Here is a 12766-nt window from a genome sequence, read left to right as displayed (position 1 = left end):
GTCCTTAGCTGGCGTTGCCCGGGCCGCTGCCACCCTGCGGGTCATGCGGATGGTGCTCGTTGTAGTGCTTCATCGCTTCGTCCGGGTCTTCCTTGTCGCCGGTGAACTTCGCGCGAATCACGACGAAGAACATCGGGATCATGAAAATCGCGAGGAAGGTCGCCGTCAGCATACCGCCGATCACGCCCGTACCGATCGCGTGCTGGCTTGCCGAGCCCGCGCCGTTACTGATCGCGAGCGGCAGCACGCCGAGAATGAACGCGAGCGACGTCATCAGGATCGGGCGCAGCCGCAGACGCGCCGCTTCGAGCGCCGCTTCCACCGGGCCCATGCCTTCGCCCTGCTGCAACTCGCGCGCGAACTCGACGATCAGAATCGCGTTCTTCGCGGACAGACCCACCGTAGTCAGCAGACCAACCTGGAAGAACACGTCGTTTTCCAGCCCGCGCAGCGTCGCGGCGAGCAGCGCGCCCAGCACGCCGAGCGGCACCACCATGATCACCGAGAACGGAATCGACCAGCTTTCATACAGTGCGGCCAGACACAGGAACACGACGAGGATCGAGATGCCGTAGAGGATCGGCGCCTGCGAACCGGACTGGCGTTCCTGGAACGACAGGCCCGTCCATTCGTAGCCGATACCCGCCGGCAGCTTCGCCGCGAGCGCTTCCATCGCCGTCATCGCCTGACCCGTCGATTTGCCCGGCGACGCCTGGCCCTGGATTTCGACAGCCGAGATACCGTTGTAGCGTTCGAGCTTCGGCGAACCGTAGGTCCACTGGCCGCTTGCGAACGACGAGAACGGCACCATCGTGCCTCCCGAGTTGCGCACGTACCAGTCGTTCAGGTTTTCCGGCGTCATGCGGAAACGCGGGTCGGCCTGCACGTACACCTTCTTGATCCGGCTGTCCGTATCGAGGAAGTTGTTCACGTACTGCGACGCCCACGCAATCGAGAACGTCTGGTCGATGGCCGCGAGGCTCACGCCTTGCGACGCCGCCTTCTCGTGATCGATCGACACCTTGAACTGCGGCGTGTCGTTCAGGCCGTTCGGACGCACCTGCGCGAGCATCGGGTCCTTCCCTGCCATGCCGAGCAGCTGGTTGCGCGCCGCCATCAGCTTTTCGTGGCCGAGACCCGCGCGGTCCTGCAGTTCGAAGTCGAAGCCCGACGCCGTACCCAGTTCGGGAATCGACGGCGGATTGACCGGGAACACGGTCGCGTTCTTGTAGCCGACGAAGTGCATGAACATCCGGCCCACCAGCGCCTGCACCTTCTGGTTGGCATGCTGGCGTTCCGCGTAGTCCTTCATCCGCACGAACACGAGACCGGCGTTCTGGCCGCGGCCGGCAAAGCTGAAGCCGTTCACGGTGAAGGTCGATTCGACGATGCTCTTTTCATCGTTCAGCAGATAGTCGGACACGTCCTTCAACGCGCGCGCGGTGGTTTCCTGCGTCGAGCCCGACGGCGTCTGCACCAGCACGAACATCGTGCCCTGGTCTTCATCCGGCAGGAACGACTTCGGCAGACGCGCGAACAGCAGACCCACCGCGACGATCACCACCAGATAGATGATGAGCCAGCGGCCCGAGCGCTTGATCACGTGATGCACGCCCGAGTGATACTTGTCGCGGCTCTTGTCGAAGTTGCGGTTGAACCAGCCGAAGAAACCCTTCTTCTCTTCGTGATGGCCCTGCGGAATCGGCTTGAGGATCGTCGCGCACAGCGCCGGCGTCAGAATCAACGCGACCAGCACGGACAGCACCATCGCCGCGACGATGGTCAGCGAGAACTGACGGTAAATCGCGCCGACCGAACCGCCCGAGAACGCGACGGGAACGAACACGGCGGACAGCACCAGCGCCACGCCGATCAGCGCGCCCGTGATCTGGTCCATCGCCTTGCGAGTTGCCTCGCGTGGCGACAAGCCCTCTTCCGACATCACCCGCTCGACGTTCTCGACCACCACGATCGCATCGTCCACCAGCAGGCCGATCGCGAGCACGAGACCGAACATCGACAGCACGTTGATCGAGAAGCCGACGGCGCTCATGATCGCGAACGTGCCGAGCAGCACCACCGGCACCGCGATCGTCGGGATCAGCGTGGCGCGCAGGTTCTGCAGGAACAGGTACATGACCAGGAACACCAGCACGATACCTTCGAGCAGCGTCTTGACCACTTCTTCGATCGACAGACGCACGAACGGCGTCGTGTCGTACGGATACTTCACGACGAGACCGTGCGGGAAGTATTTCGACAACTGGTCGATCTTGTCGCGCACGGCCTTCGCCGTCGCCAGCGCATTCGCGCCCGTCGCCAGCTGGATACCGAAGCCCGCCGTCGGCTGACCGTTGTACTTGGTGTCGAAGTTGTAGTTTTCGCCGCCCAGATCGATGTGCGAGACGTCCTTGAGGCGCACCTGCGAACCGTCCTGGTTCACCTTCAGCAGGATGTTGCCGAACTGCTCGGGCGTGGTCAGCAGCGTTGCTTCGCTGATCGTCGCCTGCAGCAACTGGCCCGGCACCGACGGCGTGCCGCCGAGCGAGCCGCCCGCCACCTGGACGTTCTGCGCCTGCAGCGCGGCCTGGACATCCACCGGCGTGAGGCCGAAGTTGGTCAGCTTGTTGGCGTCGAGCCAGATCCGCATCGCGTACTGCGTGCCGAACAGCGTGACGGTACCCACGCCGTCGATACGGCTAACGGGGTCCTGTACGTTCGACGCGACATAGTTCGCGAGGTCGTACTTGTTCATGCTGCCGTCGGTCGACACGAACGCCATCACCAGCAGGAAGCTGCTGCTCGACTTCGTCACCTTCGTGCCGAGCTGCTGCACCGCTTGCGGCAGCAGCGGCGTCGCGAGCTGCAGCTTGTTCTGCACCTGAACCTGCGCGATGTCGGGGTTGGTGCCCGCCGCGAACGTCAGCGTGATGGTGGCCGTGCCCGAATCGTCCGAAGTCGACGACAGGTACAGCAAGTGGTCGAGGCCGCTCATCTGCTGCTCGATCACCTGCGTGACGGTGTTTTCAACCGTCTTCGCCGATGCGCCCGGATACGTCGCGCTGATCTGCACGGCCGGCGGCGCAATCGTCGGATATTGCGCGACCGGCAGCGTGAAGATCGACGCCAGACCCGCCAGCATCAGAATGATGGCGATCACCCACGCAAAGATCGGGCGATCGATAAAAAACTTTGCCATGAAACAGGCTCCCTTTGATTACGCGCCCGATGCAGCAGAGGCCGCGGCCGCGCCGCTGGCTGGCTGTGCGGCGGCCGGAGCCGACGCGGCTGCGTCCGAAGCGGGCGACGGCGGCAGTTGCGCCGGCACGGCCTTGGCCGTTGCACCCGGACGCACCTTGTCGACGCCGTTCAAGATCACGCGGTCGCCCGCATTCAGGCCGCTTTCGACCACCCAGTACTGGCCGTACGTCGCCGTGGCCTGCAGCGTGCGCAGCTCGACCTTGTCTTCCTTATTGAGGACGAGCGCCGTCGGCTGGCCCTTCTGGTCGTGCGTGACGCCGATCTGCGGCACCAGCAGCGCGCTTTCGTTGACGCCTTCCTCGATGCGCGCGCGCACGAACATGCCCGGCAGCAGCACGTGATCCTTGTTCTGGAAGATCGCGCGGATCGTCACGGAGCCCGTGGTCTGGTCGACGGTGACGTCGGTGAACTGCAGCTTGCCCTTCTCCGAATAGACGCGGCCGTCTTCTAGCACCAGTTCGACCTTCGCGGCGTCCGGGCCCGAGGTCTTCAGCCGGCCAGCCTGGATTTCGCGGCGCAGCTTCAGGCCCGCGAGGCTCGACTGCGTAACGTCGACGTAGACGGGATCGAGTTGCTGCACGGTCGACATCAGCGTCGCCTGGCTCGCCTGCACGTAGGCGCCCGGCGTCACCTGCGAGATACCGACCTGACCCGTGACGGGTGACACGACGTCCGTATAGCCGAGGTTGATCTGCGCGGTATCGACAGCGGCCTTGCCGGCTGCGACATCGGCGGCCGCCTGGCCTTCGGATGCGACGGCGTTGTCGTAGTCCTGCTTCGACACCGCGTTCGCCGCGACCAGCACCTTGAAGCGATTGGCCTGCGCAGTGGTCGACGCGAGGTTCGCCTGCGCCTTCGCGAGCGATGCCTTCGCGTTGTTCAGCGCCGCGATGTATGGCGCCGGATCGATCTTGTACAGACGCTGGCCGGCCTTGACCTGCGTGCCTTCCGTGAACTCGCGGCGCAGCACGATGCCGTCGACCCGCGCGCGCACCTGCGCGACGAGGTATGCGCTGGTGCGGCCCGGCAATTCGGTGACGACGGGCACGGCGTGCGGCTGGACCGTGACGACGCCGACTTCAGGGGTTTGAGGCGGAGGTGCTGATTGTTTTTGTCCGCATGCTGCCAGCATTACGGCAGCCGTCGCGGCAGTGAGTAAGCGGAATGGAACCCGTTCGACGCGCATGGAGCGACCTCTGTCAAAGACTGAGAAGGAAAAAGTGCGTGCATCTCTCTCCGGAGAAGGCTGCGCAAATTGGCGTCTCGAAGACGCCATGACCGGACGCTCACGAATGCTTTTCCTGCGGGTGCATTCACTGCGAAATGCGCCAAACCGGGAAATGCTGCACCGCGCTGCCCATCTCTTGAGACAGCGCAAAAATGCTTGCAAAGACAACAGTGACGGATCTTAACCGTTCACCCAAACGTAAGCCATCCGATCGATGGGGTGCTATTATATATACATTCATGAATGCACGTAAAAGTGTGTTAAACCGGGAAAAAGGGTTTCCTCCGGAAGATCTGCCAGGCATTAACGTGCGCGCGGAATGATCTTTATCAGGCGCGTTTAAAAACGTCAGGGGAAACCCCGCATTTATTGCAGGGCAATACGAATGGTCCGTCGAACCAAGGAAGAAGCGCAGGAGACGCGCACCCGCATCCTCGATGCAGCAGAACAGGTGTTTTCGGAGAAAGGCGTATCGCGGACTTCGCTGGCCGACATCGCGCAGACGGCGGGCGTCACGCGTGGCGCGATCTACTGGCACTTCGCCAACAAGGGTGAGCTCTTCACGGAAATGTTCGACCGCGTGCTGCTACCGCTCGACGAACTGAAAGCCGCTTCCGTCGATCCCAACGAGGCCGATCCGCTCGGCCGCCTCATCGATATCTGCACCGTCTGTCTGCGCGACACCGCGAACGACCCGCATCGCCGCCGGGTGTTCGACATCCTGTTTCACAAGTGCGAGTTCGTCGAGGAAATGGGCCCCGTGATGGCGCGCTATCAGAACACGATGCGCGAGAGCCTCGCGAGCATCCAGGCGGGCATGCGCAACGCGATTTCCAAAGGACAGCTGCCCGCCGACATGAACGTGCCCGTGGCGGCGTCGATGGTGCACGCGTTCATCAGCGGATCGTTGAAGGACATGCTGTTCGTGCCGGAAGTGCTGGACTTCGGCCGGCATGCGCGGCAGATGGTCGAAAGCATGATCGATGCGTTGCGCAGCCCGGCGCTGCGCATGGGCGCCTGAGAGCGGTTTCCTGTTTCACAGCGGCGCCCAGCCCTGAAAGCTGACGCGCCGCACAGGCGCCGGCAAGCCGGCCGCCCTTTTACCTTCATTTTCCGTTCACTCAGGCTGCCGTCTTCGCACGCGCCTTCTGGTTCGATGCATAGATCGAGCCGCGTTCCAGCTGACCACCCGACTGCACGGCCCCGATCCATTGCTGCGTGCTCGCGACGGCCGCGAAGCGCGACTGCAACACGACGCTGAACACGCGATGGATTTCCTCGGCGCTCGCCAGACCCGCGCTGTTTTCATATGGCACGGAACCCGTCGCGTCGTGCAGGAACTCGACGGCGAGGCCCATGTGCAGCGCGTGAACGATTGTCGACGCGTCGCAGTTGTGCGTCATGTAGCCGACCACGGTGAGCGTGTCGATCTCGCGCGCGGCGAGCCAGTCCGCCAGATCGGTGTCGGTGAACGCGCTCGGCAGCGCTTTCTCGACGTGGTGATCGTACTTGCGCGATGCGACCACGCCATGCAGTTCCGCGCCTTCGCTGCCGCGCGCAAAGATCGGCGAGCCGGGCGGCGTGAAGTTCTGCACGACGACGACGGGAATCTGCGCAGCGTGCGCCGCATCGATCGTGCGGCCGATGTTCGCGAGCGACGTCTGCACGTCCGGGTATTCGATCGGCAGGTCGCCCGTCACGTATTCGTTCTGGACATCGATGACGATCAGGGCTCGGCGGGGCGTCGGCATGGCAACTCTCCTTGATGGTTGAAGTCTGCGGCTGGCGGTTGCAGCCGCGATGTGCGCATTGTTCGCGTTCCGTCCATCGCGCGACAGTGACCCGAATGACAATTTTCGCTAGGATTGGGCCATTCGCATTTTCGAACGGGAGGCCGCGATGGCCCGCTCCGCTGTCCGCGCCGCTGCAACGCCTGTGTCAAAGGCTGCTTCAAAACCAGCGAAGCAGCGGACATCCCGCGCGAGTCCTCAACGCCGGGAAACGCAGACGTGCCGGACCGCCCCGAAGACACCGCATGTCGTCGCGGCCGTCGCCTTCGACGGCATCAGCCCGTTCCACCTGTCCGTGCCGTGCGTCGTGTTCGCCGAGGATCGCAGCGACGGCGGCGTGCTCGGCTTCGAGTTCCGGGTCTGCTCGATCGACCCCGGGCCACTTTCGACGACAGCCGGCTTTTCGATCGCCGCGACGCACGGTCTCGACGCGCTCGCCGACGCCGACACGATCATCGTTCCCACCTGGCGCGATCCTGACGAAGCGCCGCCCCCAGCGCTGCTCGACGCATTGCGCGCCGCGCACGCACGCGGCGCGCAACTGGTCGGCCTGTGTCTCGGCGCCTACGTGCTCGCCGCCGCGGGCCTGCTCGACGGACGTCCGGCGACCACGCACTGGGCGTGGGCCGCCGACTTCGCGCGGCGCTTCCCGGACGTGAAGGTCGATCCGCAGGTGCTGTATGTCGACGACGGCGACATTCTCACGTCGGCGGGCACGGCGGCGGGGCTCGATTGCTGTCTGCATGTGGTGCGCAAGCTGTGCGGCGCGCAAAGCGCGAACTACATCGCGCGGCGCCTCGTCGTGCCGCCGCATCGTCAGGGCGGCCAGGCGCAATACGTCCAGCAGCCCATGCCGCCCGACCTGCGCGGCGACCGATTGTCCGCGCTGCTCGACTGGGTGAACGGCACGCTCGACGCGCCGCATACCCTCGATTCCCTCGCCGGGCGCGCCGCAATGAGCCGCCGCACGTTCACGCGGCACTTCAAGGCCGCGACGGGAACGACCGTGAGCGCGTGGCTGCTGGCGCAACGGCTCGCGCGCGCGCAGCAGCTGCTCGAAAGCACCGACGAGTCGATCGAGTCGATTGCGGGAATGGCGGGATTTGGCTCGACGGCGTCGCTGCGCCAGCATTTCACTGACGCGTTCAGGACGTCGCCGTCCGCATGGCGCAGAGAGTTTCGCGGCGTGTGAGCCGCCGCGCGCACAGCGAAGGTAAAGACTAGCCTTGCGTGAAATACCGCGCCACGTAGAGCAGCAGCGCGACGAAGAAAATCATCGCCGCCCACGCCCAGTTCGGCAGCACATGCGGATCATGCTCGTGATGCAGGCCGTGCAGCAGCGAATGCGCGGCGCGGCCCGTCAGCGTGCTGCCTTGATGATGGTCGTGCAGCCGCGCACGGCGCGCCACGCCCGAAAGGCTGATCGGCCGCAGAAACACATGCTGGCGCCGCCCTTGCGTGCCCGTCGCGCGATTCGGCCCTTTGCCGTGCTTCGCCTGGACGACGGCGCAGAACTCGGTGAAGAAGTCGTCGGCCAGCTCGTGCAGCGCGTTTTCGATCTGCCGCGAGGGCAGTTGCGCGAGCGGTCCCGTCGACGTCGCCCACACTGAATAGTCGATGCGCGTGCTCGGGCCACGGCCAGGAAGATGCAGATGGAGATGATCGTCGGTGCGCAGCGACACGTCGATCTGTCCGCGCAGTGAGCCAACGCCCTCGGCGCGCGCCTTGAAGTTGAGCGTGCGATGCGGCTTTGCGCTGTTCACGCCGTCCTCGCTCGCGACGTGCGCACGTATGTGATAGTGCGCGCGCAACGGTCCGAGCGGCACCGTCATCGCCAGCAGATATTCGCCGCCCTGGAGCCGGCGCAAGGACTCGCAATTGTCGAGACTCGCGCGCAGCAACGCGAGATCCTGCAGCGCGTCCCAGACTTCGGACGGCGCCAGCGGCACTCTCAACGCGTCGTTCAATTCCATGGCAGCCTCCCCGATAACCGTGCGACGGCGGGATCAGGATGTCTGATCGATGCGGTCGACACTCGATGCGTAAAACGCAAGATACCCCGCGATCTGCTTCACCCGCTCCAGTGGGTTTTCGTAGCTCCAGACTGCATTCTCGATCGTCTCGTCTTCCGTTCGCAGATGGTAGTACGACGCTTCACCCTTGAACGGGCAGTGCGACGTGTGAGTCGATCGTTCGAGCCGCGCCATGTTGACGTCGGCCCGTGGAAAATAAAACACTTCGGGACAGCCTGTCTCGCACAGCGTGAACCCGGCATGCGTGTCCGCGAACGTCACGCCCTGGTGGATCACCCGTACCCGATGCCGGTTGGCCTTGATGGAAATCGTATGCCCCGCTTCGGCGTCGCCTCCGTGCGCTGGCGCACCGCCAGATGCATGGCCGCCGTGCCCGGCGCTACCGCTGTCCGCGTCTTCGGCGCTTCCGCCGGATGGGGCATCGTTCATGTGATCCGCTCCGCTGCTGGCACGTTCGCGCACGCTCCGATCAGCCGCCTGGCTGAATCGTCAGCCCGGCACCCTTGGCACGCGCGCGTCGTTGTCATTGTGCGGCGCGCGTCTTCCGGTCTGCGCAGCGTCGGCTCCGAAATGCGGAAGCCACGGAGCGTGTCCGTGGCTTCATTATTGACCAAACGCGCCGCGATTGCGCGGCCTTCGTTAGGGCATCGGGTCTCTACCGATTGCAGCGGCGCGCGCGTTGCGTCGCGGCCGTTACGAGCGGCGCGGCGGCGGATCGACGCGTGCATTCCCGCCTCATTGCGCCTCGTTTCCGCCGCCTTTTTGCCCGTTTCTTTCGCGTCGCTTACTGCGACTTCCAGTAGAACGCGGCCTTTGCCGTACCCTTTGCCGGAATGGTGATGGGCTTCGACTGATCGTTTTCCTTGTACGCGGCGTGCACCGTGTAGCGGCCCGGGCGCAGCTTCACCAGCATGTACGGCCCGCGCGACGTGGTGTCGAGCACGCTGCCACCGTGCGCGTCGACGATCTTCACCTTCACATCGGCGAGATAGTCCGAACCGGGGCCCGTGAAGCGCAGCGACAACGGCCACTGGCTCTGCGCGGACTGCAGCGCCTTCGATTCATCGAGGCCGACGCCGCCCGACGTGTACGACACGTCGCCCTGTTGCTGCACTTGCGGCAGGCCTTCGCCGTTGACATTGCCCGCGCTGGTGCTATCCGAGGTGGTACCGCCCGTGACTTCGCTTGCCTGCTGCGCGTACGCGCCGCCCGACAGGCCGAGCGTGAGAACTGTCGCTGCCGCAACCGAAACGGCGCGGGCGACGATATGACGATGAGTCATTGCGTGGCTCCTTGTTGGGCAAACCAAACGGTTCTAACGCGTATCCAGACGCAATCTGCATGCCCATCCCGCCCCATCAAGTCCGACAAACAGAACAGGCCCGAAAATCGGGCCTGTTCTGTTCGCAACGCGCGTCGTGCGCGAGCTGCAAACCTTCCATTTTTTCCATCACCGGCAGCTTTTACCGGCCGGCGCCCTCGGCACCGGCCAGCACGGCGAGTTTCCGGCCTCAACCGAGATCGACGGGCACGAAGATCTGCGAGTTGTCGCGCTGGATCAACAGCGCGATGCTATTGCCCGCCGCCGACACCGCCTGCTTCAACTGGTCGATGCTCGATACCGACCGCCCGTTGACGGCCAGAATCACGTCGCCCGGCTGGATGCCGGCGCTGGCGGCCGCGCCGCTCGCATCCTGCACCAGCAGACCATGCGACACGGAGGCGCCGCTCTTTTCCTGCGGCGTGAGCGGACGCACGGCAACGCCAAGGCGCCCTTGCATCTGCGCCGGGCCGCTGTCGGCGTTCGATGCAACTTTCGCGTCCGACAGCGAGCCGATCGTCACCTTCAGATCCTTGGTCGACTTGTCGCGCCACACCTGGACGTTAGCCTGCGTGCCCGGCGCGATGCCCGCGATCTGCGACGGCAGCGCCGACGAGTCCGCAACATCGACGCCGTTCACCGACAGGATCACGTCGCCCGGCTCCAAGCCTGCCTTCGCGGCCGGACCGCCCGGATCGACGGAACTCACGAGCGCGCCTTGCGGCTTCTTCATGCCGAACGAATCCGCGAGCGTCTGGTTCACGCTCTGCACGGCGACGCCAAGACGGCCGCGGCTCACGTGGCCCGTTTTGACGAGATCGTCCTTGACCTTCATCGCCTCATTGATCGGGATAGCGAACGAAAGGCCCTGGAAGCCGCCCGTCTGCGAATAGATCATTGAGTTGATGCCGATCACTTCGCCTTGCAGATTGAACAGCGGGCCGCCCGAATTACCCGGATTCACAGGCACGTCGGTCTGGATGAACGGTGTGTAGTTCTCGTCCGGCAAGGAGCGCGACTTCGCGCTGATGATGCCCGACGTCACGGTGTTATCGAAGCCGTATGGCGAGCCGATCGCGACGACCCACTGGCCGACCTTGCTCGAGCGCGGATCGCCGATCTTCACCGTCGGCAGGTCCTTCGCGTCGATCTTCAGCACGGCGACGTCCGACTGCTTGTCCGCGCCGACCACTTTTGCCTTGTACTCGCGCTTGTCAGTGAGCTTGACGGTGACGACGTTCGCGCCGTCGACGACGTGCGCGTTGGTCAGCACATAGCCGTCGCTGCTGATGATGAAGCCCGAGCCGAGGCTCGCGCTCGGACGGTCGCCGTCATCGCCACCACTGCCGCCACCATTGGGGCCGCCCGGCATCTGGCCGAAGAAGTGACGGTAGAACTGATAGAACGGATCACTCGGATCGATGGGAAGCTGACCGCTGTTATTGCCGTTGCCGCCGCGCATCGCCGTCTGCTTCACGACATGCTTCGCGCTGATGTTGACGACCGCGGGGCCATACGTTTCGACGAGGCCCGAGAAATCGGGAATGCCCGTTTTCGCCGCGGCTTCCGCAGGCATCATCGCGGCGGCCGCGGGCGAGATCACCTGGGGCGCGGGCACATCGCGATGACCGGCCACGTAGCCCGCCGACAATGCGATAACGACGGCCGCTGCAACGGCGCTACGGGTCAGTATTTTTGCTTGCATCGTGTACTCCTGATTGGGAGAGTTGACTCTTTGATGAGTCGAAGAGTACGTGGCGTCGCTTAAATCAATCTTAAACAATGCCAACTAGATGAAAGCCTTGCGCAAACCCTTGCTGGACGGGCGATTCAGAAACGCACGTTGACCCGCAGACCGCCCGACGCGGAGTCGTCGAGTGTGACTTTCGCGTGATGCTGAAGCGCGATGCGCCGCACGATAGCGAGACCGAGGCCGCTGCCTGCAACGTCGGTTCGCGCGCGATTCGCCCCCGCGCCAACGCGGTAGAAGCGGTCGAATACGCGGTCGCGTTCGTCGGGCGGAATGCCGGGGCCGCTGTCGGCGATCTGCACGAGCGGCCGGCCATCGTCGACACGCAGGCAGACATCGACACGTCCGCCGTCCGGCGTGTATTTGGTTGCGTTGTCGATCAGGTTGTTGAGCATCACGCGCAGCGATTCCGCATCGCCTGTGACGATTGCGGGCTCGCTAGCCTCGATGCCGAGATCGACGCCGCGCTTCTGCGCGAGCGGCAGATATGCAGTCACGCATTCATGCACGAGCGCGTCGAGATCGACACTGCCCGTTGCCGCGTGTCCATCCGGCTCGGAACGCGCGAGCGCGAGTAGCTGCTCGGCAAGACGCGTCGCGCGCGTGACGCCCGCCTGCAGATCGTGCAGCGCTTCGCGGCGCTCGGTTTCGTCGTGCGCGCGCGCCACCAGTTGCGACTGGATCTGCACGGCGGCGAGCGGCGTGCGCAGTTCGTGCGCGGCATCGGCGACGAAGGCTTTTTGCGTATCGAGCGCAATGGCAAGCCGTTCCAGCAGGCCGTTCAACGCGCGCACGAGCGGCTGCACTTCGAGCGGCAGGCGCGAATCGGGCAATGGATCGAGCGCTTCGGGATGACGCGTATCGAGCGCGCCCGTGACGCGCCGCAAAGGCGCGAGCCCGCGCCCGACCACGCCCCACACCGCGACGCCCATCAGCGGCAACAGCACGATCAGCGGCCACAGCGTGCGCAGCGCGACGTTCGCCGCGAGCCGGTTGCGCACCGACAGCGGCTGCGCGAGCTGCACGACGTTATCGCCGACGATCGCGCCATACACGCGCCAGTCGCCGCGCTCGGTACGCTCCGTCGAAAAACCGAGTTCGGCGCGCGGCGCGAGCGGCGCACGCGGATGCGAGTAGTACATCAGCACGCCGTTGCGATTCCAGATTTGCAGCACGATGCCTTCGTCGCCTGTATCGCGCGAACTGAGCACCTGCGAGAACGGCTCGGCGGGCAGCGCAGCGGCGATTTCCTGCAACTGGTAATCGAATAGTTCGTTGGCTTCGGCGAGCGCCTGACGGTAGATCAGCCAGCCCGCAATGCCGACGCCGAGCAACACGATAGCGAGCAGCCAGAACAGCAATTGACGGCGAATCGAACGCATC

Annotated in this window: 10 protein-coding genes; 2 read left to right on the top strand and 8 right to left on the bottom strand. The window is 64.6% G+C overall.

What is annotated here, in order from left to right:
• Nucleotides 1-4: 4 nt before the first annotated feature.
• Together C2L64_RS02645 and C2L64_RS02640 are read right to left on the bottom strand one after the other, a co-directional pair.
• Nucleotides 5-3199 (bottom strand): efflux RND transporter permease subunit, encoded by a 3195-nt coding sequence (locus C2L64_RS02645; protein ID WP_079484378.1) that lies wholly within the window; start codon nucleotides 3197-3199, stop codon nucleotides 5-7.
• An 18-nt stretch (nucleotides 3200-3217) separates the two neighbouring features.
• Nucleotides 3218-4447 (bottom strand): efflux RND transporter periplasmic adaptor subunit, encoded by a 1230-nt coding sequence (locus C2L64_RS02640; protein WP_007581395.1) that lies wholly within the window; start codon nucleotides 4445-4447, stop codon nucleotides 3218-3220.
• Nucleotides 4448-4874: 427 nt separating this feature from the next.
• On the opposite strand from C2L64_RS02640, the gene C2L64_RS02635 reads away from it, so the two are divergent.
• Nucleotides 4875-5510 carry a TetR family transcriptional regulator gene (locus C2L64_RS02635; RefSeq protein WP_090835983.1) on the top strand — a complete coding sequence of 212 codons (636 nt, stop codon included), beginning with the start codon at nucleotides 4875-4877 and terminating at the stop codon, nucleotides 5508-5510.
• A gap of 100 nt (nucleotides 5511-5610) precedes the next feature.
• On the opposite strand, the gene C2L64_RS02630 is transcribed toward C2L64_RS02635, so the two are convergent.
• The gene (locus C2L64_RS02630) at nucleotides 5611-6240 is read right to left on the bottom strand and encodes a cysteine hydrolase family protein (protein ID WP_079484375.1); all 630 of its coding nucleotides are present in this window, start codon (nucleotides 6238-6240) and stop codon (nucleotides 5611-5613) included.
• Between the two features lie 148 nt (nucleotides 6241-6388).
• On the opposite strand from C2L64_RS02630, the gene C2L64_RS02625 reads away from it, so the two are divergent.
• Complete coding sequence (locus tag C2L64_RS02625; RefSeq protein ID WP_090835982.1) at nucleotides 6389-7471, top strand: helix-turn-helix domain-containing protein; 1083 nt, start codon at nucleotides 6389-6391, stop codon at nucleotides 7469-7471.
• A gap of 28 nt (nucleotides 7472-7499) precedes the next feature.
• Here C2L64_RS02625 and C2L64_RS02620 read toward each other — a convergent pair whose 3' ends face one another.
• The 5 genes from C2L64_RS02620 to C2L64_RS02595 form a co-directional block, all read right to left on the bottom strand.
• Nucleotides 7500-8252 (bottom strand): CoxG family protein, encoded by a 753-nt coding sequence (locus C2L64_RS02620; protein ID WP_007581403.1) that lies wholly within the window; start codon nucleotides 8250-8252, stop codon nucleotides 7500-7502.
• A 33-nt stretch (nucleotides 8253-8285) separates the two neighbouring features.
• Nucleotides 8286-8741, bottom strand: a complete 456-nt coding sequence (locus tag C2L64_RS02615; RefSeq protein WP_042310993.1) for a DUF427 domain-containing protein — start codon at nucleotides 8739-8741, stop codon at nucleotides 8286-8288.
• A gap of 355 nt (nucleotides 8742-9096) precedes the next feature.
• Nucleotides 9097-9594: a hypothetical protein gene (locus C2L64_RS02605; RefSeq protein ID WP_007581409.1), complete on the bottom strand. Its 498-nt coding sequence runs from the start codon at nucleotides 9592-9594 to the stop codon at nucleotides 9097-9099.
• A 229-nt stretch (nucleotides 9595-9823) separates the two neighbouring features.
• Nucleotides 9824-11338, bottom strand: a complete 1515-nt coding sequence (locus tag C2L64_RS02600; RefSeq protein WP_090835980.1) for a DegQ family serine endoprotease — start codon at nucleotides 11336-11338, stop codon at nucleotides 9824-9826.
• Between the two features lie 125 nt (nucleotides 11339-11463).
• On the bottom strand, nucleotides 11464-12765 hold the full coding sequence (locus tag C2L64_RS02595) for an ATP-binding protein (RefSeq protein WP_090835979.1): 1302 nt from the start codon (nucleotides 12763-12765) through the stop codon (nucleotides 11464-11466).
• Nucleotide 12766: the final 1 nt, after the last annotated feature.

This window comes from Paraburkholderia hospita (assembly GCF_002902965.1).
Lineage (GTDB): Bacteria > Pseudomonadota > Gammaproteobacteria > Burkholderiales > Burkholderiaceae > Paraburkholderia > Paraburkholderia hospita.
The sequence above is the reverse complement of the archived record's forward strand: the minus strand, read 5'-3'. Positions and strand labels throughout refer to the sequence as shown.

Coding starts and splice junctions, on each gene's coding strand:
- C2L64_RS02645 (WP_079484378.1), bottom strand. CDS start 3,199: ATGGCAAAGTTTTTTATCGATCGCCCGATCTTTGCGTGGGTGATCGCC.
- C2L64_RS02640 (WP_007581395.1), bottom strand. CDS start 4,447: ATGCGCGTCGAACGGGTTCCATTCCGCTTACTCACTGCCGCGACGGCT.
- C2L64_RS02635 (WP_090835983.1), top strand. CDS start 4,875: ATGGTCCGTCGAACCAAGGAAGAAGCGCAGGAGACGCGCACCCGCATC.
- C2L64_RS02630 (WP_079484375.1), bottom strand. CDS start 6,240: ATGCCGACGCCCCGCCGAGCCCTGATCGTCATCGATGTCCAGAACGAA.
- C2L64_RS02625 (WP_090835982.1), top strand. CDS start 6,389: ATGGCCCGCTCCGCTGTCCGCGCCGCTGCAACGCCTGTGTCAAAGGCT.
- C2L64_RS02620 (WP_007581403.1), bottom strand. CDS start 8,252: ATGGAATTGAACGACGCGTTGAGAGTGCCGCTGGCGCCGTCCGAAGTC.
- C2L64_RS02615 (WP_042310993.1), bottom strand. CDS start 8,741: ATGAACGATGCCCCATCCGGCGGAAGCGCCGAAGACGCGGACAGCGGT.
- C2L64_RS02605 (WP_007581409.1), bottom strand. CDS start 9,594: ATGACTCATCGTCATATCGTCGCCCGCGCCGTTTCGGTTGCGGCAGCG.
- C2L64_RS02600 (WP_090835980.1), bottom strand. CDS start 11,338: ATGCAAGCAAAAATACTGACCCGTAGCGCCGTTGCAGCGGCCGTCGTT.
- C2L64_RS02595 (WP_090835979.1), bottom strand. CDS start 12,765: ATGCGTTCGATTCGCCGTCAATTGCTGTTCTGGCTGCTCGCTATCGTG.